The organism is Candidatus Cryosericum septentrionale, from assembly GCF_003570995.1.
Classification (GTDB): Bacteria; Caldisericota; Caldisericia; order Cryosericales; family Cryosericaceae; genus Cryosericum; species Cryosericum septentrionale.
Genome location: NZ_QXIY01000033.1, coordinates 1 through 20,405 on the forward strand (window position 1 = coordinate 1; position 20,405 = coordinate 20,405).

At 58.1% G+C, this 20,405-nt stretch carries 22 protein-coding genes and 1 pseudogene; 18 read left to right on the forward strand and 5 right to left on the reverse strand.

Going from position 1 to position 20,405, the window contains the following annotated elements:
• The 3 genes from SMC1_RS07440 to SMC1_RS07450 all read right to left on the reverse strand — a co-directional run.
• Positions 1 to 957 (reverse strand): 6-phosphofructokinase (locus SMC1_RS07440; RefSeq protein ID WP_133299411.1); only part of this gene is annotated, 957 nt, incomplete at its 3' end.
• A gap of 518 nt (positions 958 to 1,475) precedes the next feature.
• Positions 1,476 to 2,039 (reverse strand): flavin reductase family protein, encoded by a 564-nt coding sequence (locus tag SMC1_RS07445; RefSeq protein ID WP_119086151.1) that lies wholly within the window; start codon positions 2,037 to 2,039, stop codon positions 1,476 to 1,478.
• Positions 2,040 to 2,218: 179 nt separating this feature from the next.
• The gene (locus SMC1_RS07450) at positions 2,219 to 3,700 is read right to left on the reverse strand and encodes a stalk domain-containing protein (protein ID WP_119086152.1); all 1,482 of its coding nucleotides are present in this window, start codon (positions 3,698 to 3,700) and stop codon (positions 2,219 to 2,221) included.
• A gap of 346 nt (positions 3,701 to 4,046) precedes the next feature.
• Here SMC1_RS07450 and SMC1_RS07455 point away from each other — a divergent pair, with 346 nt between their 5' ends.
• The 16 genes and pseudogenes from SMC1_RS07455 (at position 4,047) to SMC1_RS07530 (ending at position 17,650) form a co-directional block, all read left to right on the forward strand.
• Positions 4,047 to 4,733 (forward strand): SdpI family protein, encoded by a 687-nt coding sequence (locus tag SMC1_RS07455; protein ID WP_119086153.1) that lies wholly within the window; start codon positions 4,047 to 4,049, stop codon positions 4,731 to 4,733.
• Between the two features lie 13 nt (positions 4,734 to 4,746).
• On the forward strand, positions 4,747 to 5,280 hold the full coding sequence (locus SMC1_RS07460; RefSeq protein ID WP_119086154.1) for a PH domain-containing protein: 534 nt from the start codon (positions 4,747 to 4,749) through the stop codon (positions 5,278 to 5,280).
• A gap of 16 nt (positions 5,281 to 5,296) precedes the next feature.
• Complete coding sequence (locus tag SMC1_RS07465) at positions 5,297 to 5,830, forward strand: PH domain-containing protein (RefSeq protein ID WP_119086155.1); 534 nt, start codon at positions 5,297 to 5,299, stop codon at positions 5,828 to 5,830.
• A 107-nt stretch (positions 5,831 to 5,937) separates the two neighbouring features.
• Positions 5,938 to 6,666, forward strand: coding sequence for a class II glutamine amidotransferase (locus SMC1_RS07470; RefSeq protein WP_119086156.1), 729 nt, complete (start codon positions 5,938 to 5,940; stop codon positions 6,664 to 6,666).
• A 125-nt stretch (positions 6,667 to 6,791) separates the two neighbouring features.
• Positions 6,792 to 7,607, forward strand: coding sequence for an undecaprenyl-diphosphate phosphatase (locus tag SMC1_RS07475; protein ID WP_119086157.1), 816 nt, complete (start codon positions 6,792 to 6,794; stop codon positions 7,605 to 7,607).
• Positions 7,608 to 7,681: 74 nt separating this feature from the next.
• On the forward strand, positions 7,682 to 9,385 hold the full coding sequence (locus SMC1_RS07480) for a formate--tetrahydrofolate ligase (protein ID WP_119086158.1): 1,704 nt from the start codon (positions 7,682 to 7,684) through the stop codon (positions 9,383 to 9,385).
• Positions 9,386 to 9,487: 102 nt separating this feature from the next.
• Positions 9,488 to 10,066 carry a rubrerythrin gene (gene rbr / locus SMC1_RS07485; protein WP_119086159.1) on the forward strand — a complete coding sequence of 193 codons (579 nt, stop codon included), beginning with the start codon at positions 9,488 to 9,490 and terminating at the stop codon, positions 10,064 to 10,066.
• A gap of 129 nt (positions 10,067 to 10,195) precedes the next feature.
• A pseudogene (locus tag SMC1_RS11290) lies at positions 10,196 to 10,405 on the forward strand (PaaI family thioesterase); the annotation flags it as partial.
• 145 nt (positions 10,406 to 10,550) lie between these two features.
• Positions 10,551 to 11,225 carry a peptidylprolyl isomerase gene (locus SMC1_RS07495; RefSeq protein ID WP_119086161.1) on the forward strand — a complete coding sequence of 225 codons (675 nt, stop codon included), beginning with the start codon at positions 10,551 to 10,553 and terminating at the stop codon, positions 11,223 to 11,225.
• Positions 11,226 to 11,234: 9 nt separating this feature from the next.
• The gene (locus SMC1_RS07500) at positions 11,235 to 11,720 is read left to right on the forward strand and encodes a peptidylprolyl isomerase (RefSeq protein WP_119086162.1); all 486 of its coding nucleotides are present in this window, start codon (positions 11,235 to 11,237) and stop codon (positions 11,718 to 11,720) included.
• 19 nt (positions 11,721 to 11,739) lie between these two features.
• Positions 11,740 to 12,582 (forward strand): DegV family protein, encoded by an 843-nt coding sequence (locus tag SMC1_RS07505; protein WP_165849321.1) that lies wholly within the window; start codon positions 11,740 to 11,742, stop codon positions 12,580 to 12,582.
• Between the two features lie 135 nt (positions 12,583 to 12,717).
• Positions 12,718 to 13,560, forward strand: a complete 843-nt coding sequence (locus tag SMC1_RS07510; protein WP_119086164.1) for a DegV family protein — start codon at positions 12,718 to 12,720, stop codon at positions 13,558 to 13,560.
• 64 nt (positions 13,561 to 13,624) lie between these two features.
• The gene (locus SMC1_RS07515; protein WP_119086165.1) at positions 13,625 to 14,467 is read left to right on the forward strand and encodes a DegV family protein; all 843 of its coding nucleotides are present in this window, start codon (positions 13,625 to 13,627) and stop codon (positions 14,465 to 14,467) included.
• Between the two features lie 64 nt (positions 14,468 to 14,531).
• Complete coding sequence (locus SMC1_RS07520; RefSeq protein WP_119086166.1) at positions 14,532 to 15,374, forward strand: DegV family protein; 843 nt, start codon at positions 14,532 to 14,534, stop codon at positions 15,372 to 15,374.
• Positions 15,375 to 15,474: 100 nt separating this feature from the next.
• Positions 15,475 to 16,323, forward strand: a complete 849-nt coding sequence (locus SMC1_RS07525; RefSeq protein WP_119086167.1) for a DegV family protein — start codon at positions 15,475 to 15,477, stop codon at positions 16,321 to 16,323.
• Between the two features lie 22 nt (positions 16,324 to 16,345).
• On the forward strand, positions 16,346 to 17,650 hold the full coding sequence (locus SMC1_RS07530; RefSeq protein ID WP_207799358.1) for a tetratricopeptide repeat protein: 1,305 nt from the start codon (positions 16,346 to 16,348) through the stop codon (positions 17,648 to 17,650).
• A 75-nt stretch (positions 17,651 to 17,725) separates the two neighbouring features.
• Here SMC1_RS07530 and SMC1_RS07535 read toward each other — a convergent pair whose 3' ends face one another.
• Positions 17,726 to 18,232 (reverse strand): hypothetical protein, encoded by a 507-nt coding sequence (locus tag SMC1_RS07535; RefSeq protein ID WP_119086168.1) that lies wholly within the window; start codon positions 18,230 to 18,232, stop codon positions 17,726 to 17,728.
• 199 nt (positions 18,233 to 18,431) lie between these two features.
• On the opposite strand from SMC1_RS07535, the gene SMC1_RS07540 reads away from it, so the two are divergent.
• Both SMC1_RS07540 and SMC1_RS07545 read left to right on the forward strand, forming a co-directional pair.
• Positions 18,432 to 19,091 (forward strand): hypothetical protein, encoded by a 660-nt coding sequence (locus SMC1_RS07540; RefSeq protein WP_119086169.1) that lies wholly within the window; start codon positions 18,432 to 18,434, stop codon positions 19,089 to 19,091.
• A gap of 12 nt (positions 19,092 to 19,103) precedes the next feature.
• Positions 19,104 to 19,844, forward strand: a complete 741-nt coding sequence (locus SMC1_RS07545) for a hypothetical protein (protein ID WP_165849322.1) — start codon at positions 19,104 to 19,106, stop codon at positions 19,842 to 19,844.
• 118 nt (positions 19,845 to 19,962) lie between these two features.
• On the opposite strand, the gene SMC1_RS07550 is transcribed toward SMC1_RS07545, so the two are convergent.
• Positions 19,963 to 20,358, reverse strand: a complete 396-nt coding sequence (locus tag SMC1_RS07550) for a protease inhibitor I42 family protein (protein WP_119086170.1) — start codon at positions 20,356 to 20,358, stop codon at positions 19,963 to 19,965.
• Between the last annotated feature and the right edge of the window lie 47 nt (positions 20,359 to 20,405).

Sequence of the window (20,405 nt, forward strand, 5' to 3'; positions counted from 1 at the left end):
AACAGCTTCGGTGAGCGGAATTGCGATTACTTCGGTGCCGCGGAGAGCAGCCATCTTGCCGAATTCGCCGTCATGGATCATCTCGACGGCTTTCACGCCGACGCGGGATCCCAGGATGCGGTCGAACAGAGTGGGGCTGCCTCCCCGCTGGATGTGCCCTATCGTGGCCGAACGAGTCGAGATTCCCGTCTTCTCCTCGACGATCTTGGCCACTTCCGGCCCCACACCCCTGTCCTGCAGCAGCATGTGGCCGAAGTCGTCTAGTTTCTCGCTGGTGACCTGCGTGACTTCTACGCCCTCGCTCACGACGATGAAGGCGTACTTCTTGCGCTTGTAGGCGGTCATGACCTGGCGCACCATGGCGTCCCAGTCGACGGGAACCTCGGGGATTAGTGTGTAATCGGCTCCTGAGCCGATGCCGGTGTAGAGTGCAACCCATCCGGCGTGCCTGCCCATGACTTCCAGGACGATGATGCGCCGATGGGACAGTGCAGTGTCCTTCAGCCTTCGCGAAGCGTCGAGGGCAACACTCACTGCCGTGTCGAATCCGAATGTGAAGTCCGTTCCTGACAGGTCATTGTCCATCGTCTTTGGAACGCCGACGACCTTGACGCCCAGCGCTGCAAGCTTGGTGGCTACACCCAGCGTGTCGTCCCCGCCGATGGCGATGACGGCATCCAGACCCAGGGCCGCGATGTTGGCAATGATCTGCTGGACGAGCACCGGGTCCTTGAACGGGTTGGTCCTCGAGGTGCCCAGAATGGTGCCACCCCGGTCGATGATCTCGTCGACGCGCGCGAGGTCCAGCGGTTCGGTCTCACATGAGAGAAGTCCCTGCCAGCCTCCGACAAGGCCAATGCACTCGTCTCCGTAGTCGAGCGCTCTGAACACCGCGCCGCGTATCGCCGGGTTGAGCCCGGAGCAATCCCCGCCGCCTGTCAGAATTCCGATTTTCATCTGTAAGTCGACCCCCATTCGTACATACTAATAGTAGATGTAGCGCACCTCCATTGTAGGGTTGCGTCAAGATGAGTCAAGGTGACGTTGTGGAGTGCGAATCTCATGGTCGAACACCGGTCGAAGGAGCGCACATGTCGGCTGGGGAGGTTGCCGTGAATCGTAGATGGGTTATTCTGGTCCTGCTCATCGTCACCGTTGCGGGCTGCAGACCCCGGACCACGTGGCCGGGCGCGAACAAGGTGGTGTCTGCGGCGGACGAACAGCGTGTTCACGACGCCGTTGCCGAGCTTGCTTCACCAGCCTATGCCGATCGTCGCACTGGAACGCCCTTACAGTTCAAGGCGATTGGTCTGCAAGAACCTCCCGGGTACAAGGACTATCTTGCCACCTATGACGTACCCCTGTATGTGGTGACCTCATTCACGGGCATCAAGGCAAGCTTGGTTTATGCTGAGACAGACATTAAGTATTTGGTGCCATCGGCGCAACATAGTGGCTTCCGACCGCGCGAGCGGTCACAGGTAGGTTGGCCACTTCACCATTTTTTTCTTGAGGTTGATGGTTCTGCCGTCGACCACGAAGGTGCCGTCCCCGTTGTGATGGATCATCCGGCGTTCCTTGCGCTCCGGATCAGTCCAGGCCTTGACTACTTCCAGGATGAAGAGGTTGTACTTGTCGACCAGGCTGTTGTCTGACACCCGGCATTCGAGATTGGCGAGACACTCGGCCACGAGTGGCGACTTCACCTTTTCGGCCGACACCGGCGTCAGACCAAAGGCATCGAACTTGTCGACGTCATCACCCGAACAGTTGCCGATCTCGACCACTTTGGATGCGAGATCGACCGTGGGAACGGCGATCACGCATTCTCCGGTCGCGCATAGTGCCGTGAAACTGTGATCCCAAGGCCCGATGCTGCAGCCGATCAAAGGCACGCTGCCGTCCTCGCTGCCGTCCTGTATGATCATGTAATAACTCATCGTCATGATGTTAGTGCTCCCTTTATACGCAGTCGTCATCAGTACGACCGGACCCGGTTCAAGGAAGCGGTATGCCTTAGATAAAGAAAGTTCGTTCATGATGACCACCTCTCTTTCGACCTCAGTTATGAAATAATCATAACAGCGTAAGAGACAAATTACAGTTTAGTAAATAGGGACACACCTATTTGCTGTAATATCACTCAGCGGAATGATAGCGATCTCAACACATGCTGGTATCCGGAGACAAAGCGTAGCCGCTGTTTGAGATAAACGATCTAGTATGCTAGATAGGTCATCGTAATTGTCTTGGTCGCTTGGTTGTAGTTTACTGTAGCGCCCAGCGACTCTGCGACAAAGCGGACTGGAAGGAGCGTGCGCCCGGCGACAATGATCGGGACGACCTTTGCATTCGTGTCGATGGGAGTGTTCCGACCGTTGACAACCGCGGTTGCTTTGCTAAGGGTCAATGTGATGTTGTTCATGCCTCCTGTTATTGTCGCGGTATGCGCTGTTGCATCCCAGGTGACAGTGACACCAAAGGCTTCGGCGATGGCCCGCAGCGGTACCAGCGTCCTGTTGCCCGAACCCAGGAACGGAGCAGCATCCAGTGTTACCGTCGTTGCACTTCCGTCCCGCGGTGCCACGGTCATTTGTGTCTTGTTCAGGGTGAGTGTCAAGGTAACATCAATGGAGGGAGTCATCGCGGCGGCACGACGGAAGAGCTTATTGTCGTCGCGCATCCAGGCATAGGCGGTCGCGTTGGATCCTGTTCCGACTGTCATATACCATGACCATATGTTCTGCGCCGCCAGGCCCGTGAAGGCGGGGACCCAGTGGTCGCCGTTGTCGTCGGAGCGAACAATGCCGACCGCCGTCGCTGCGTACAGTGTGCGATTTCCTTTCTCGTCGACGGCTAGATGGAGACGGGTCAGGGATCCTGACAGACTACCTTTCGAGATCTCCGTCCAGTGAGACCCCTGATCATCAGAGCGGAAGACCGAATAGTCTCCCGGTGGATGCGACGTTGCTACGTAGATGGTCGCGGGCTTCACGGGGTCGACAATGATTTGCGCAACATACGTGTCGGTAAGGCCGGATGTGCTGAGCCGTTTCCAATGAGCCCCCCGGTCCACAGACCGGAGCACGCCCCCTTGGTCTCCAGCATAGATCGTTGTTGGAGTTGTAGGGTCGATGGCCATCGTGCCTGCCGATATGTCTGTCCAATGGGCACCGCTGTCGGTGGATCGCCAGAAGCCTGTCTGTGTGCCGAGCGTGATAGCGTACAGAATAGCGGGCGTCAAGGGGTCAACGACAATGTCATTGATATTTTTTCCCTGAAGGCTGCCCGAGCAATTCGTCCAATGTACGCCGCGATCTGTGGAGCGGAAGATGTCCATTTTCGACGGCGCCGCGGACACCTTTTCGCACACAATGTACGCTTCTGACGGGGCGACAGCAATGTGTCTGACTACCGTTCCCGAAAGACCAGCCGAGACATTCGTCCAGTGGAGGCCGCCATCATCAGAACGGAAGGCGGCAGCATTCGTCCCGCTCGAACCTCCGGCATACAGCCTGTCCGGGTTCGTCGGATCGACTGTCAGTGTTGTCAAAGGCGTCACTGGGACTGTCGAAACCTGTTCCCAGTGGTCGGCAGGAGCGTCCTGTGCCGCCCGAACAGCAGGGTTCGGCAACAGCAAAGCGCCAGCGAGTACGAAAACCAAAACAACCTGCAAGACCCAAAGAATTCGATGTTGCATGTCTTCCACCTCCTTCGTATATCTCGACTCCTCTATATATTACAGGGAGCGTGTTAAGTCAAGTAAAGCAAGTATAAAGTAAAAGACGGAGGACTTAGATACACCATCTCCAACAACCTGGATACATATGCCAGAGCTCTGATACATATGCAACGACTTCAATCCATTTATTGGGACTCTAATTCCTTCCCTCGGGACTTGGCGAAGAGTTCTGGAGGTCTTCGTTTGCAGGAGTCATCGTGGCTTCCACACCAAGGATGTGTATAGTAATATATATAGTGTCAAGTGGACGTGATGAGCAAGCACCATGTCGGGGCGTGCGGCTCCGGCGAAGGGATAAGTGCTGATGGAGACGGTTCTGACAAGCCTTGGGCTCGCGCTGCTGTTCCTGTTCCTCGGGATCCCCCTGATGCTAGGCAAGGTGAAACGCAACAGCCTGTACGGCGCCCGGTTCCCTGCCACCATGGCAGACGACCGCGTCTGGGATGTCGTGAATCGGAAGACGGGATTCGTGTTTGTCGCGGGGGGAGCGGTGGCAGGGATTGTCGACCTGCTTGCCGTCGCCGGGGTCGTCACGCGGGATGTGGGGCAGTACGTTGTGGGAGCCCTGATGGTCTACATCCTCATCACGAGTGTCTGGCTGTGGCGCTACTCCGAACGGGTTGCGCGGGAAAGGGGCGTCACCGCCCGTGACATGGACGTCGGCAGGACCGAACCTCTCTTGGTCGCCATCGGCTGTTTCGCCGTGAGCGTCATAGGGGTTCTGTCGGCGTTCTCCACGCCCAATCCATGGCTTGGTTTTCGCGTGCCGGCGACGCTTGCCGATCCGGCGGTCTGGCATCAGGTCAACCTCAGGGTGGGACTGACCCTTGCCGGCTTGTCCGGCGTCTTTGGGTTCATGTTCCTCGGCCTGCGCAACATGACTGAAGGGGAGCGAAAGCGGCTGTTTTCGGGACTATTCATCGGCTGGCTCGCCGCAATCATCCTCGTGGCGGTAGCCGGCACCTTATTTGCATACAGCCTCACATACTGAGGGGGAGGTCGCCATGCGCTTCGGGCTATCACTTACTGACGGTGCCGTGTTTATGGCCGCATTGTCTATAGGCGTACCGGTCCTTATCTGTCTGGTGACACTAGTTAGCCTGAGGAGCATCCCCCGGTCCCAGCGCATTGCCGTGTCCGCGTTTGTCGCTTGCGTCACCCTGTTCGTCGGTGCTCTCGGTGTGTTCTTCCTGGTCGCAGAACTCCGTGCGGGTGTCGTGGTTGGTGATCAGATGGTCGTCGAGATCCCTCCGTTTGCCTCGGTCAGTGTCGAGCGCGCCGACATCCGTCGGGCCCATAGTGTGGCCGACCGGGCACAGGAACCGGACCTGGCTATCGCCGTCAGAACGAACGGTACCGCCGTCGGATCGTATCTGCTGGGAAACTTCAGACTAGAGGACGGGCGCTCTGCGGTCCTGATGCTGTCTGGACCAGCATGCGTCGTGATCGAGCTCAAAGACAGGGTCCTGATGCTGGCTCCTGACGACCTTGACGGATTTGTCCGGGCGTTGCTGGCGTGGGGTGTCCCGGTCCTGTGACCGGCGAGGAGACAGCATGGTCGAACTGACAGAAGAAGGCCGCGTGTTCCGTCCACGTGTGAGTGGATGGACCCGTGCTTCCACCTGGCTGCTTGCAGTCGTGCTGACAATTCCGTCTTTCAGCCTCATCATGGTGGGGCATGACGCCTGGGGCGAGTTGTGGTGGACGGTCCTCCTGATGGCTGCCCTCGCGGCGGCTGGCATCGTGGTGTCGGCGTATACCGTCGGCGTCGTCCGCACGATGCGCTACATCCTGACGGCAGATGCAGTCGAGATACGCGCGGGTCGCAATCTGCGCCTCATACCGTTCAAGGATATTGTCCGCGTCGAGGTGGTCGACCTCGCGTTCAACCCCCTGTCCAGCTACCGTTTGCCGGGGCTTGCTCTGTATGACGTCATATACAGCGACGAAGGTATCGTGACCATGTTCTCCACGCACGCCCTGAGGGACGTCGTCCTCATAGAGACCGCCGATCACCACAAGTACGGCATCTCACCCGAAGATGAAGCCGAATTCGTGGGCGATCTGCGGTCCCGACTCCAATTGTGAACACCCATTGTGCCTGACACCAAAGGCGTTCACAATTGCACCGTAACGCTGGCGGTGTATCCTGAAAGCTAGGGGGCCGTGGATGGCTTCCCAGTGGAGGAACGCTGATGTGCAGGATGTTTGGAATAGTCGCCACGACGCCACAATCCATAGCTCCTTGGATGACCGACATCGAACCTTCACTACGTTCACTCGCAATTGCCGACAAGTCCGGTCAACCGAACGCGGACGGCTGGGGTATCACATGGTATGACGGCGAACAGGACTGTCCCCATGTTGTCAAGGAGCCGGGACCTGCAAACGAATCGCCGCTCTTTGAGCAGACTGCCCGCGAAGTCAGCGCCTGCGTTGCTCTTGCTCACATCCGCCGCCGCAGTCGCACGTCTCGCCGGCTGGCCAATACACACCCGTTCGTCGCGGGACGCTGGGCATTCTGCCACAACGGGTACTGCTCGCGCGAACGTCTGATGGAGCATCTCCTGCCCAAGTTCAGGAACGGCCTTGAGGGCGAAAACGACAGTGAAGTCTACTTCGCGCTGCTGCTACAGCACCTCGAGTCGGCGACCGACCCCCTCGATGCTCTGAGGGGTGCTGTCCACGAGGTAGCGTCCGTCGGAGACTTCACCGGCCTCAACTTCCTCCTGTGCGATGGACGACGCATGTATGCGTTCCACTACAGCACTGATCCGGAGCGACACAGCATGTACCTGCAGCACCAGAGTGGCAGGGAACTCGTCGCCAGCGAACCCCTGGGCGCCGGTTCCTGGGAGGAGCTGCCCAATGGCTCGCTGGCCGTCCTGACGCCCGCAGGGCACACGCTCGCCTCTCTGATCTGAAACCAGGCCACAGGGACTGGCTCGCAGAAGGATTCGGCGGTTTCCTGGAAACTACGCCTTTGCTTTTTGGGGGCGTTTGTCTACCATATGGCATGTAATTGAGGTCACACTTGGAGGTACCACTGATGGTCTTGTGGAAAAGCATCGTGCTCGGAATTGTACAGGGGTTGACCGAGTTCCTGCCTGTCAGCAGCTCGGGGCATCTGGTCGTGTTCTCGGGACTCCTCAAGGCCGATTCGACGCTGGCCTTTGACGTGGCCTTGCACTTCGGCAGCCTCATCGCGCTGGTGATCTTCTTCTGGGGTGACATTGTGGGCTTGTTCCGGGGATTTCTTGCGACCTTCCGTCGCAGTCGGTCTCATGAGGAAGCGCGCAAGCGCAACATGTTCTGGCTCATTGTCGCGGCCATTATTCCGTCTGGAGTCATCGGTGTCATGTTCAGTGCGACCATAGAGAAGGCTTTTGCCAGTCTGTACGTTGTAGCGGCCATGTTCCTGGTCACAGCCGCCCTGCTGTTTCTGCAGCGTTTTTCGTCGACGGCCAGGACTATCCGCGAGGTTGGCTGGAAGGACGCTCTTGCCATCGGCATCGGCCAGGTGTTTGCGCTTCTGCCGGGTCTTTCCCGCAGTGGAACGACGATGTCCGTCGGCGTTTATAGGGGTCTCAAGCAGGAGGATGCCGCCCATTTCAGTTTCCTCATGGCAATCCCGACCATCGCGGGCGCCGCGATCTTCAAGCTCAAGGATTTTCTGCAAGCGGGGATGTCCTCAAGTGCCCTCACCGAAATCGGCATCGGTGTCGTCGTCAGCGTGCTGACCAGCCTCGTCGCGATCGGGTTGCTGCTCAAGGTTGCGCGGAAAGGCAAGATGCAATGGTTTGCGCTCTATTGTGTTACCGCGGCAGTTTTCACGTTTGCAGCCCACTATTTTGGACTTATCTGAGCTTTGCCCGGTGCACAGCAATCGGATTGAGGGTACAATAATAAAACGTATCACGTGAAAGGGGAGTGTGACCTATGTTCGAAAAAGGAAATGACAAGAAAGACATTGGCGGCCTTGCACTGTCGCTGGGTATCCGTGACGAGGAAGTCGATTTCTTTGGCAGATACATGGCCAAGATCGATTACCATATTCTCAATCGCTTGCAGGATAAACCGGATGGCAAGTACATCGATGTGACAGCTATCACGCCGACACCGTTTGGCGAAGGCAAGACTGTCACGACCATTGGGCTGGGTATGGCGCTGAACAAACTGGGATTCAAGACGGTCAACACACTGCGCGAACCGTCCATGGGTCCAGTCTTTGGTATCAAGGGCGGTGGAACGGGTGGTGGCAAGTCTTCTCTCTTCCCGATGGAGCAGATCAACCTGCACTTCACGGGTGACATTCATGCAGTGGAGACAGCAACCAACCTGCTGGCCGCCGTGGTGGACAACCATATCTCTCAGGGAAACGAACTGGACATCGATCCTCAGAGCATCAGCTGGCGCCGGACCATGGACGTAGAGGACCGGTCAATGCGCAAGCTCACAATTCAGTTGACAGAGAAGCAAAATGGCGTCAAGACGGAGACGTCGTACGAGACTGGCTTCGATATTGCCGCTGCTTCACCCATCATGGCCATCATGGGCCTGACGACGGGATTCGAAGATCTGCACGAGCGTCTGTCGGAGATTGTTGTTGCGCGTAGCCGCAGTGGAGCGGCTGTGACGGTCGCGGATCTGCGTGCAACCGGGGGCCTAGCTGCTGTCCTCAAGGATGCCATCTATCCCAATCTGGTTCAGACCGAAGAAGGCACGCCGGCCTTTGTTCACATCGGACCATTCGCCAACATCGCCTTTGGCAACAACTCGGTGCTGTCCGACCGTACTGCACTGAAACTTGGTGACTATGTCGTGACAGAGAGTGGGTTTGGTGCCGACATGGGTTTCGAGAAACTCATGGACATCAAAATCCGGCAGGCCGGTATGAAGGCGCCTGACTGTGTGGTCATCGTTGCTACGATCCGCGCGCTCAAGATGCACGGCGGTGCGTTTAGTATCAGGCCAGGCAAGAAGCTTGATCCCGCTCTTGTTTCAGCTGTCAACATGCCGGCACTCGAGCTGGGCTGCGAGAACCTCCGGGTGCATATCGAGAATGTTCGTTCCTATGGCCTGCCAGTTGTTATCGCTGTCAACAGATTCCCGGACGACACTGCCGAAGAGGTAGCGATGGTTCAGGCCAAAGCCCTGCAGTTTGGTGCGCTGGCCGCCGTTCCGCACACGTTCTTTTTGGATGGCAGCGAGGGTGGTCTGGAGCTGGCACGCGCTGTCCAGGAAGTGGCATCGACCTCCAACGTGGGCGTTGTCCACTATCCATATGAATTGACCGATACCATCGAGGACAAGATGCGCAAACTGGTCCGCGCGATCTATCGTGCCAGTGACATCGATCTGACGCCTGTGGCGGCCGAGCGCATCAAGGAGTTCACCGCGGCCGGGTATGACAAGTGGCCCATCTGCATGGCAAAGACGCATCTGTCCATCAGTCATGATCCCGATGTCAAGGGCGCACCCTCCGGGTACCTGTTCCCAATTCGCGACATTCGTGCTGCGACCGGTGCGCGTTTCCTGTATCCATTGGGCGGAACGATGCAGACCATGCCGGCACTCTCCAAGGTCCCTGCCCTGGTGAATATTGACGTGACCGGAGACGGTGTCATCACTGGCCTTCGCTAATCTGCCGAACCCGACCGGCACTGTGAATATTCCGCTCTGTGGCGTCCGTGCTGATTGGATACAATGGAGTGCAGCAACATAACTTGCGCATGGAGGTGAGCGTTGAAACAAACATTTCTCAATCTTGGTGCAGCTTTTGTAGGTGAATCCATGGCCCGCAACCGGTACACCATGTACAACAAGGTGGCCCGGACCGAAGGGTTTGAGCAGATAGCAGGGATCTTCGCGGAGACCGCTGATCAGGAACGGGAGCATGCGAGCATCCTGTTTCATTTTCTCCAGGACATCAAGAAAAAGAACGGTGGCGAACTGAAGCTCGCAAACGCGGAAGTCCCGCTGGTGCTGGGGACAACGGCCGAGAACCTGCAGGCGGCCATCGACGGTGAACACTATGAGACGACCACGATGTACCCGGTCTTTGCCGACATCGCCGATCAGGAAGGCTACAAGGCAATCGCGGAGCGCCTGCGTGCCATTGCGCTAGCTGAGGCCCACCATGAGGAACGGTACAGCAAGCTCCTCAAGGAAGTCAAGGGCCACTCCGTCTTCAAGAAGGGGCACAAGGTGGTCTGGGTCTGCCGCGAATGTGGGTATGTCTATGAGGGGACCGAGGCGCCGACCAAGTGCCCCGCCTGTCAGCATGCGCAGAGCTTCTATCAGGTCAAGTCGGAGAACTACTAGAGTCAGAGAGACAGTCATGGGGCCTGCTCCGGCAGGCCCCATTGTGTCTGACGGCGCATGAGCACGCGCATCGACAACTGTTTCGTCTGTTCACCGGATAACCCGGCCGGTCTCCATCTCCGTTTTGACATGAGGGACGGAACCAGCACGGCTGAGTTCTTGCTGGATTCGGCGTTCGATGGGTATCACGGCGTGACGCATGGAGGCATCCAGGCGGCAATCCTGGATGACGCAATGGCCAACATCTTTTTCAGCATGGGGCTTCCGGCGTTCACCGTGGACATCCATGTGCGCTACCACCGGCCGATGTATTCCGACCGGAAGTACCGGGTCGAGGCCAGGCTGGCCGAAGACCGTGGCAGCCGTATCAAGGCGACAGAAGCATGCATCAAAGACCTCGCAAGCGGTGAGGTCGTGACCGAGGCGATGGCGACGTTTCTTATCGGCCGAAGTCTCTTGGAGAGTGTCAGGAGTAAAACCGAAGATGAGCACCAACAACAGGAAAGCCACATCGAAATTGAGTCGGACGCAGGAGCTGCAGAAGAAGTATCCGGGCCACAAGCCCATTCCGCCGAGTACGCGGACAGTGGTCATCACGCTGGCAGCGACAGTCATCCTGTCGCTGTTGCTGGTGTTCGCCTTCCTCAAGAAGGCTCAGACCCCACAGGCGGTAGGCAACAAGTACGTTGTGCTGGAGACGAGCATGGGCACGATCAAGCTTTTACTCGACGGAGACAAGGCTCCCAGGACCGTCACCCAGTTCCTTGAGAACGTCGTGGGTGGCAAGTACGATGGACTTACCTTCCATCGGGTCGTGAAGGGATTCATGATCCAGGGGGGCGACCTCAATGGCAATGGTACGGGAGGCGGAGCGATCCGCTTCGAGAAGACCGACATCGGCCACGTCCGGGGTGTCATCTCCATGGCGGCATCGTCAGAGGCGGGAGTCACGCAGTCGGACATGCAGTTCTTCATCATGGATGGCGACTACACCAACCTGGATGGCAAGTTCGCAGCGTTTGGCCATGTTGTCGAAGGTATGGACGTCGTGGACAAGATTGCGAACGTGCCGGTCGGAGAGAATTCCAGCATGCCTGATGAGATGTCGGTCCCTCTCACCAAGATCACTATCATTCGGGCGACCGAAGTCGCCAACTAGGAGTGTCACATGGAAGAAAAGAACAGGGTTGTCCGTATGGAAACATCCAAGGGTACGATGAAACTCGAGCTGTACGCCACTCGGGCGCCCAAGACTGTCGAGCGGTTCATGACGGCCGTAAACGCCGGCAAGTATGACGGCCTCAAGTTCCATCGCATCATCAAGGACTTCATGGTTCAAGGCGGCGACCCACAGAGCAACGGCATGGGCGGAGGCAGCGTCAAGTTCGAGGGCTCGGACGTCAAGCACATTCCCGGCGTCATCAGCATGGCGGCTCAGCAGGCACACGTCGACCAGTCCGACATGCAGTTCTTCATCATGACCAGCACGTCTGACCAGCTGGATGGCAACTACACCGCGTTCGGACATGTCACAAAAGGCATGGAGGTTCTGGGGGCCATCGCGGCGACACCCGTTGCCCAGGCACCGTGGGGCGAATGTTCACGTCCTGTCGAGGACGTGTGCATCGTCAAGGCGTCCGAGATTCTCGACTAGGAGGAATTGGAAGGCCCTCATGGCTATTCACATTGTAACGGACTCCACAAGTTACCTTCCCACTGGTTTTGCCGAACAGCACGACCTTCCCGTCGTGCCGCTCAAGGTTTCGGTCGACGGAATATTCTTCCGCGAGTTTGTGGAGATATCTGCTGATGTCTTCTACGCGAAGCAGAAAGCTGGAGCCAAGTCTGGCACCACGCAGCCCGGCCCCGAGGATTTCATCACGGTCTACACCAAGTTGCTCGCAAAACCGGACGACGAAGTGTTGAGCATTCACCTGTCAGCTGCCATGAGTGGAACACTCAACAGCGCGTACATTGCAGCGGAGCAGACCGATCCCAGGCGCATCCATCTCTATGATGTGCGGACGTCAGGTCTCGGGCTCGGGTTCATGGTCATGCAGGCCGTCAAGCTGGTTGCGGGCGGAGCCGGCATCGACGGCATTATCACGATGCTGGACGGGATGCAGCCACGCACGCATATCTACTTTCTCGTTGGCACAATGAAGTATCTCGTCGAAGGCGGACGTGTCGGGAAGGCGGCCGGCGTCGCAGCCGGCATCCTGCAGATCAAGCCCATCCTCACGGTCAAGGACGGTATCGTCGACGTGTTCGAACGGCCGCGAACCATGCGGACAGCCCGAGACCATATGTGGGCAATCATCGACCAGGCGGTCGTACGGGGTATCGAGCACATTGGGTTCCACTATGCGGGTAACAGAGCCGAGGTCGAGGCCATGCGGACTGAGTTCACGAGGCGCACAGGTATTCCCTCCGTCCTCAGCCAGCTGGGCCCTTGTATCGGGTGTCATACGGGACCCGAGGCCATGGCAGTCGTCATCGTCGACAAAGCAGTCTGAACAAGATGGCTAACCTGGGCGCAGCGGCGAACTCGGACAAAACCTGTCGCCCAGGCACCGTGGGGCGAACGTTCACATCCTGTCGAGGACGTGCGCATCGTTAAGGCGTCCGAGATTCTCGACTAGGAGGAATTTATGGCTATTCACATTGTAACGGACTCCACAAGCTGCCTTCCCATTGGTTTTGCCGAACAGCACGACCTTCCCGTCGTGCCGCTCAAGGTTTCGGTCGACGGAGTATTCTTCCGCGAGTTCGCGGAGATATCTCCTGATGCCTTCTACGCGAAGCAGAAAGCTGGAGCCAAGTCTGGCACCACGCAGCCCGGCCCCGAGGATTTCATCGCGGTCTACACCAGGTTGCTCGCAAACCCGGACGACGAAGTGCTGAGCATTCACCTGTCAGCTGCCACGAGTGGGACACTCAACAGCGCCCACATTGCAGCCGAGCAGACCGATTCCAGGCGCATCCATCTCTACGATGTGCGGACGACAGGTCTCGGGCTCGGGTTCATGGTCATGCAGGCCGTCAAGCTGGTTGCGGGCGGAGCCGGCATCGACGGCATTATCACGATGCTGGACGGGATGCAGCCTCGCACCCATATCTACTTCCTCGTTGGCACAATGAAGTATCTCGTCGAAGGCGGACGTGTCGGGAAGGCGGCGGGCGTCGCAGCCGGCATCCTGCAGATCAAGCCCATCCTCACGTTCAAGGACGGGATCGTCGACGTGTTCGAACGGCCGCGAACCATGCGTGTCGCGAAGGAGCGCATCAGGGTACTTATCGACCAGGCGGTCGTACGGGGCATCGAGTACATTGGGTTCCACTATGCGGGCAACAGAGCCGAGGTCGAGGCCATGCAGACTGAGTTCACGAGGCGCACAGGTATTCCGTCCGTCCTTAGCCAGTTGGGCCCTGTCCTCGGGTGCCTTACGGGACCCGAGACCGTGGCAGTCGTCATCGTCGACAAAGCAGTCTGAACAAGATGGCCAACTTGGGCGCAGCGGCGAATTCGGACAAGAATGAGTCGGAAAGGGGCCAAGCGTGAGCATCCATATTGTAACGGACTCCACAAGCTATCTTCCCATTGGTTTTGCCGAACAGCACGACCTTCCCGTCGTGCCGGTCAAGGTCTCGGTCGACGGAGTATTCTTCCGCGAGTTTGTGGAGATATCTCCTGATGTCTTCTACGCGAAACAGAAAGCTGGAGCCAAGTATGGCACCACGCAGCCCGGCCCTGAGGATTTCATCACGGTCTACACCAAGTTGCTGGCAAACCTGGACGATGAAGTGCTGAGCATTCACCTATCATCCCGCGTGAGTGGGACGCTCAATAGCGCGTACATTGCAGCCGAGCAGACCGATCCCAGGCGTGTCCATCTCTATGATTCGCGGACGTCCGGTCTCGGGCTCGGGTTTATGGTCATGCAGGCCGTCAAGCTGGTTTCGGGTGGAGCCGGCATCGACGGCATTATCAAGGCGCTGGACGGGATGCAGCTACGCACGCATATCTACTTCCTTGTCGGTACAATGAAGTATCTCATCAAGAGCGGGCGCATCGGCAAGGCGGCGGGCGTCGCAGCCAGCATCCTGCAGATCAAGCCCATCCTCACGGTCAAGGACGGTATAATCGATGTGTATGACAGGCCGCGCACCATGCGGGCCGCCCTAGACCGCATGTGGGGGCTCATCGACCAAGCGGTCGTACGGGGCATCGAGCATATTGGGTTCCACTATGTGAGCAATAGAGCCGAGGTCGAGGCAATGCAGACTGAGTTCACGAGGCGCACAGGTATTCCGTCCGTCCTTAGCCAGCTGGGGCCGGGCGTCGGGTGTCATATGGGACCCGAGACCGTGGCAGTTGTCATCGTCGACAAAGCAGTCTGAACAAGATGGCCAACCTGGGCGTAGCGGCGAATTCGGACAAGAATGAGTCGGAAAGGGGCCAAGCGTGAGCATCCATATTGTAACGGATTCAACCAGCTATTTGCCGGCGGGTTACGCACAACAGCACGGGGTCGACGTTGTTCCCCTCCGGATCACGATCGATGGAGTGCTTTACCGGGAATTCGTGGACATTGCTTCAGATGAATTCTATATGAGACAGGAGTCCGGCGCGAAGGCTGTAACATCGCAGCCGGGACCGGAGGAGTTTGTCGGGCTCTACAAGAGGTTGTTGCAGAACCCGGAGGATGAGGTTCTCAGTATTCATATCTCCAGCCTCATGAGTGGAACGCTGAATAGTGCGCATGCGGCAGCCGCGATGATAGAGTCGCAGCGGGTGGTCCTGTATGACAGCAGAAGCAGTGGTCTGGGCCTTGGATTCATGGTCATGGAAGCCGTTCATCTGGCTGAGACAGAAGCAACCGTGCCTGACATTGTGGCGGCGTTGGATGCGATGCAGGCTCGCATACATATCTACTTCCTGGTGGGCACGCTGGAATACCTGGTGGCGGGGGCTCGTATCGGCAAAGCGGCCGGTGTTGCGGGCAGCATCCTGCAGATCAAGCCAATCCTGACGATCAAGGACGGCATGATCGATGTGTACGACAGGCCGCGCACCATGCGTGTCGCGAGGGAGCGCATCTGGGCACTTATCGACGGCGCAGTTGGGCACGGAGTCGACCATGTGGGATTTCACTATGCGGGCAACCGTGCCGAAGTCGAAGCTCTTCAACAGGAGTTTGAACGCCGGACAGGTATTCCGTCTGTCCTCAGCCAGCTGGGCCCTGTCGTCGGCGGCAATACGGGGCCCGAGACGCTGGGCGTTGTCATCGTCGACAAAGCAGTGTAATGTGAAACGGGGGAGAGAAACCTCCCCCTTTCACGGCCATGTGAGCAGTCCCGCTGTCTCCGCCGGCGGGACGAATGCGCAAGCGGAGAAGGAGTCGACAATGGCCATCCACATCGTAACAGACAGCACGGCGTGCCTGCCGCAAGGGTATGCCGAAGAGCATGGCGTCACGGTCGTTCCACTCAAAGTCTCACTCGACGGCGAGTACTTCCGGGATGGCATCGACATTGCGAACGACGAGTTCTACCGCCGCCTCGTGGCAGGCGCAACAGCGGCCAGCACGCAGCCGTCACCCGACGAGTTCGCGTCCGCATATCGCGCCATTCTGGACAAGGATCCCGAAGGAGACATCGTCTCGATTCACATCAGTTCACGCATGTCGGGCACGCTCAATGCGGCTCTCACTGGGCGCAACCAGCTGGACACGGTTCACGTCCGGCTGGTGGATACCTGGAATGCTGCTCTGGGTGTCGGATTTCCGACGATGCGAGCAGTGGAGCTCGCCGCGGCAGGGGCGCTGCTGTGGCAGGTCGTCGCCGAGGTGGAGGCGCTGTGTCTGCGGACCCATACCTACTTCGTGCTCGACTCCCTCAAATACCTCGAGAGAGGCGGGCGCATCGCAAAGGCTGCTGCCATCGCCGCCAGCATCCTGAAGATCAAGCCCATCCTCACTTACATCGAGGGGGTCGTGGATGTCGTGGACCGTCCCCGCACCAAGAAAGTTGCGCTGGAGCATCTGTGGGCAATCATCGACAAGCATGTGCAGAAGGGGATCGAATACCTCGGGTTCCACTACGGCGCCAACCGGGTCGAGCTGGAGGACTTCCAGCGTGAGTTCACGTCCAGGTACAACCTGCCGAGCATTCTGACCCAGCTTGGGCCTGTCGTCGGGACATATTCGGGGCCCGACTTGATCGGAGTCGTCATTACGGAGAAGAAGTCACCATAGCCGACAACGGACGGGAGAAACCATGATCTACGCCATTGCCTCGCTGTGCGACTGGTTTGGCGCCAAGCGCGTCGCCATGCGGTTATTTGCTTCGGCTCCACGTTCAGACTATGGCGCATGGTGGGGGGCGGTCGGTCTCATGCAGACCGGCAGGGACGAGGAGGCACTGGGCCTCCTGACACGTATACGCGCCATTCATCCCGGATGGAAGCGCACCAAGCGGCTTCTGGCAACACTGTACCTTCGTCGCGACCCCGAGAAAGCCGTTCAGCTCTATAGTCCTCCAATGGGCATCTGGGAAGAGGTCTTCCTGGGGGACCTGCTGTACTTCTTTCTTCACCGCGAGGACGAGGGGATACAATGGTGGCGTCAGGCATATGAGAGGGTGGACTGGAATACTGCCCGCGAACTGGACAATCCCGCGCGTCTCCTGCTCAAAAGGCTGTGTCGCATCACCAGCGACCCCGTGTTGCTCGAGCGGTTTGCGGAGCTGGACACCGACAACTTCCGCCAACAGGACATCGTCAACTATGTCGGCATCTTGGCATCGCGCGGCGAGATGGACAAGGCGAGGGAGATGCTCGACCGTGGTTTCTACATCTATCGCGGGGACCCGATACTGACAGCGTGCTGGGAGAGGCTCGGATTTGGCCAGCTGCCTCCGTACAAGGTGAAGACCTCGGGGACGGCGTCCGTCCGACACAACGTGTACACCGGGCTGCTCACCGAGGCGAGCGACCTCTCGTCGATCGTGGACAGGGTCCACCGGGAGTACCCGACGGGCGTCGTTACGATTGCCAGCAGTGTGATGACCATGTGCGAGGGGACGCTGATGTGGGTTGGCACGTTCAAGCCGTCACGCCTGGCGCGGTTCCTCGGTCCCTACACAGGGCACGGCGGTGGAAAGTTCATTCACTGGTACAGCTATCCGATGGAAGCAGCGTGGAAGGTTCAGGCATACATCGAGCTGGCAGGAACTTTCCGCGTCCTTCTTGGGGCGGGCGCCACGGTACTGGGAAAGCTGCTCCATCGCAAGGGCTGGTTCTATGCGGTGGTTGGTCCCGTGGCCAAGGCGGTCGATAGCGACAAGGTGATGCCCTATGATGTGTGCCTCGTCCCCGGCCCACTCGACGTAGAGACGAGCATCGCCACCCTGGCACGCAAGGGGGCTCACGTGAGCGTCGTTGACGTCAATGATGTCTTTGGCGCTGAGATCGTTGCGTCGACCGAAGGCGTCGACGAGGACTGGCTCAGGCGGTCGCTGGAGGACAACCCGGCGGGCAACGACGACTCCATGACGCCCATCGTCGTGGTGATGCCGGAGTAGCCAGAAGGGAACGTATGCAATGAAAAAGGCGGGAGCAGTGATGCCCCCGCCTTGTACATTTCCTGTGTCCTGAGGTCAGTTGGTGGCTGAGGTCTTCGGCAACACGCCGGCATAGACGATGAGCTGCGTCGCCTGTGTCGTCGTACCGTTGGATGAGACCGGCGTCACAACCAGGACCACGACCGAGTCTTTGGCATACCCCTCACTGACCGTCGTGTCACCGAAACTGTTGTTCTCGACATCACCTGCGAAACCTTGCTGGCGCAGCCACGCGTCGATGTTCACAGCTTCGTCCGAGGTCGCCGACTTGGCCATTATGACGACGCCCGAGAGGTTCAGCTGCGTCGGGTTGCCCTGGCCGGTGGCGACGTACCAGTCAAAGCTGTGCGGTACAGCCATGGAGAACTTGAGGCTGCTGTTTGTCTTCAGGTTGCTCAGGAGTTGCCGGGCGGGGGCAATGTCGGTTGTCGGAACCGGCGTTCCCTGCTGCTGACTCCCATGCCCGAGCATATACCATGCGACCCCGGCGGCCACGATCAGCACAGCCAGGAGAATGACCAGCACCTTGATTGCGATTTTCATTCAGCAAAACCCCCAGACTGTTGTCAAATAGATAGTTTATTATACCACATTCGCCGTTGCTTCAACCTTGAAAAAGCGATGATGGTCCAATGACATTGACGTTGCCCAGGACGCGAAGGTTCCGCAGGGACATGTTGACGTTTTGTCCAGCCAGCCTAGCATGATTAGTACAGGTGTGTCGAAGGCGGAGGTATATCGCATGCAGATCGAAATAGCGTGGCGTGACGAACGGGTCAACGTGTTTGCTCTGAGCGGCGTGAGCATGGGCATACGACTGGAGCCACAGTTGTTCGTCTGCAAGAAGCGTCCCATCGGGCACCGTGGGCCGTTCGTCCTCGACCCGCGCAAGGGTCGCCCTCGGTTTCAGTTGTCGCAGCTCGGCGCCACAGCTCAGGAGACAGCCAATCGGACTGAGTATGTCCTGTCCTACGTGGCCGAAGTGAACAGCTACCTGCATATCCCTGTCAACTACGACGTATTTGCGGGACTGTGCGCTGAGGGCTGGTTCTCGCTGTGGAACCCCTCGGCGCCGCTAGCCTACTTTGAAGATCTGCATGACGGTTACCTCGCGCTGATGCGGGTCTCACGACTTGATGCCGAGGTCCCGGAGCAACTGCTCGAGCATGGCAGGTCCGGTGCCAACTTTATCTACTACCTCGACCCACCCGTCACTGTGCAGAAGATGCACCCCATCCTCCACCCCGATGTGTATGAGCGCCGCAAGTGCGACCTCATGACCTTCCTGTCCGACCACAACTGGCTCCTCGGCGAGGAAGGTCCGACTGCGTCAAGGGAAGTGGAGACAGAAAGCCTGTTTGACGCGTCGGAGTCGTCCGAGAGACCTGCTCGAAGAAGATAGGAGAGGACCAACATGAAGCAGCACGAAGCCGTTATCGAGGCGATGGAGCGCGAGGGTGGATATGCGACACTTGGGCGACTCTATCAGGTTGTACCAACCATCACAGAGTGCGCATGGGGGACAAAGACGCCCTTCGCATCGATTCGCAGAATCGTGCAGGACCCGCGTTTCTTCTTCAGAATTCGTCCGGGCCTTTGGGCGCTGAACGACTGTCGAGACCGTTTGCCCGAAAGCGTCTTGCCATCCGGGAAGACCCCTGTTGCCAAAGTGAGCGAGAACACTCATGCATACTACCAGGGGCTAATTGCCCAAGTCGGTGCTATGCGCCACATGGAGACTTTTGTGCCGTTGCAGGACAAGAATAAGCCGTTCATGCAACAAACCTTGGCCTCGGTCACAACTGTTCCGACGATGTACAAGTTCACGTATGACGAGACGCTGAGAAAGGCTCAGACTGTGGACGTCGTGTGGTTCAACGAAAGGAAGATGCCTGAGACCTTCTTTGAGGTCGAGAACTCGACAGATATGCTGAATGCACTGTCAAAGTTCGTGCAGTTGCAGGACTTCGCAGCTGGCTTTTTCATTGTGGCTGACGCCTTGCGGAAGCGCGAATTCACGGACAAGGTAGCTTTGACAGCATTCGGTGACGTGCACAATCGAGTTCTGTTTGAAAGCTATGAACATGTCGCAGTTTTGCATGCGAAGCTAACAGAGCTGGCCCTGCTCGAACAAGGCGAGGGCCAAACACTGTAACACGCTGGCTGGCTTCTCCGCCTACCGACCTTCGGCTACGAGTGTATTAGGACGTTCATGGCAAGCTGCCGTGCCCCGCAACTTGTGGCTGCAGGGCACTTCGGGTCTCATCGTTGTGCTACTTGGCTGTGACTGTGATGGTTTTGGTCTGGGCAGGAAGAACACTTTCCCACGGGCGGGCGTAGGCCAGGGTAATTGTTGTCGTTCCCTTCCCGACAGCCTTGAACGTGAAGGTGTCCGTGCCGCCCCCTCCAACAACCTGAGGATCGCGGGCTTCTGCCACATATGCGTTGTCGACGAACGCAACCACGTTCGTGTCCTTTGTCGTCTGGCTCCAATTGTACCCGGTGGTGGCGTTGGCGTCCAGTGAGATGGTGAACGTCTTCCCGACAGTCGTTTCGAACGTATCCCCGGTGATCTTGCCCCCTCCGGAAGCTCGGGTCAGCACAAGGGCGACGATTACGGCGGCAACCGCCACCACAATCACGACGACAGCCAGTATTCTCTTCTTCATGATCTCATCTCCTTGAACCAGTCGGTGTCTCCGACCGTCATCCCTAG

What these genes read in the sequence shown, in the direction of transcription:
- SMC1_RS07510 (WP_119086164.1), top strand. Translation starts at nt 12,718, where the DNA reads ATGGCTATTCACATTGTAACGGACTCCACAAGCTGCCTTCCCATTGGT.
- SMC1_RS07500 (WP_119086162.1), top strand. Translation starts at nt 11,235, where the DNA reads ATGGAAGAAAAGAACAGGGTTGTCCGTATGGAAACATCCAAGGGTACG.
- SMC1_RS07540 (WP_119086169.1), top strand. Translation starts at nt 18,432, where the DNA reads ATGCAGATCGAAATAGCGTGGCGTGACGAACGGGTCAACGTGTTTGCT.
- SMC1_RS07550 (WP_119086170.1), bottom strand. Translation starts at nt 20,358, where the DNA reads ATGAAGAAGAGAATACTGGCTGTCGTCGTGATTGTGGTGGCGGTTGCC.
- SMC1_RS07445 (WP_119086151.1), bottom strand. Translation starts at nt 2,039, where the DNA reads ATGAACGAACTTTCTTTATCTAAGGCATACCGCTTCCTTGAACCGGGT.
- SMC1_RS07465 (WP_119086155.1), top strand. Translation starts at nt 5,297, where the DNA reads ATGGTCGAACTGACAGAAGAAGGCCGCGTGTTCCGTCCACGTGTGAGT.
- SMC1_RS07475 (WP_119086157.1), top strand. Translation starts at nt 6,792, where the DNA reads ATGGTCTTGTGGAAAAGCATCGTGCTCGGAATTGTACAGGGGTTGACC.
- SMC1_RS07455 (WP_119086153.1), top strand. Translation starts at nt 4,047, where the DNA reads ATGGAGACGGTTCTGACAAGCCTTGGGCTCGCGCTGCTGTTCCTGTTC.
- SMC1_RS07470 (WP_119086156.1), top strand. Translation starts at nt 5,938, where the DNA reads ATGTGCAGGATGTTTGGAATAGTCGCCACGACGCCACAATCCATAGCT.
- SMC1_RS07545 (WP_165849322.1), top strand. Translation starts at nt 19,104, where the DNA reads ATGAAGCAGCACGAAGCCGTTATCGAGGCGATGGAGCGCGAGGGTGGA.
- SMC1_RS07460 (WP_119086154.1), top strand. Translation starts at nt 4,747, where the DNA reads ATGCGCTTCGGGCTATCACTTACTGACGGTGCCGTGTTTATGGCCGCA.
- SMC1_RS07450 (WP_119086152.1), bottom strand. Translation starts at nt 3,700, where the DNA reads ATGCAACATCGAATTCTTTGGGTCTTGCAGGTTGTTTTGGTTTTCGTA.
- SMC1_RS07480 (WP_119086158.1), top strand. Translation starts at nt 7,682, where the DNA reads ATGTTCGAAAAAGGAAATGACAAGAAAGACATTGGCGGCCTTGCACTG.
- SMC1_RS07495 (WP_119086161.1), top strand. Translation starts at nt 10,551, where the DNA reads ATGAGCACCAACAACAGGAAAGCCACATCGAAATTGAGTCGGACGCAG.
- SMC1_RS07530 (WP_207799358.1), top strand. Translation starts at nt 16,346, where the DNA reads ATGATCTACGCCATTGCCTCGCTGTGCGACTGGTTTGGCGCCAAGCGC.
- SMC1_RS07505 (WP_165849321.1), top strand. Translation starts at nt 11,740, where the DNA reads ATGGCTATTCACATTGTAACGGACTCCACAAGTTACCTTCCCACTGGT.
- SMC1_RS07525 (WP_119086167.1), top strand. Translation starts at nt 15,475, where the DNA reads ATGGCCATCCACATCGTAACAGACAGCACGGCGTGCCTGCCGCAAGGG.
- SMC1_RS07535 (WP_119086168.1), bottom strand. Translation starts at nt 18,232, where the DNA reads ATGAAAATCGCAATCAAGGTGCTGGTCATTCTCCTGGCTGTGCTGATC.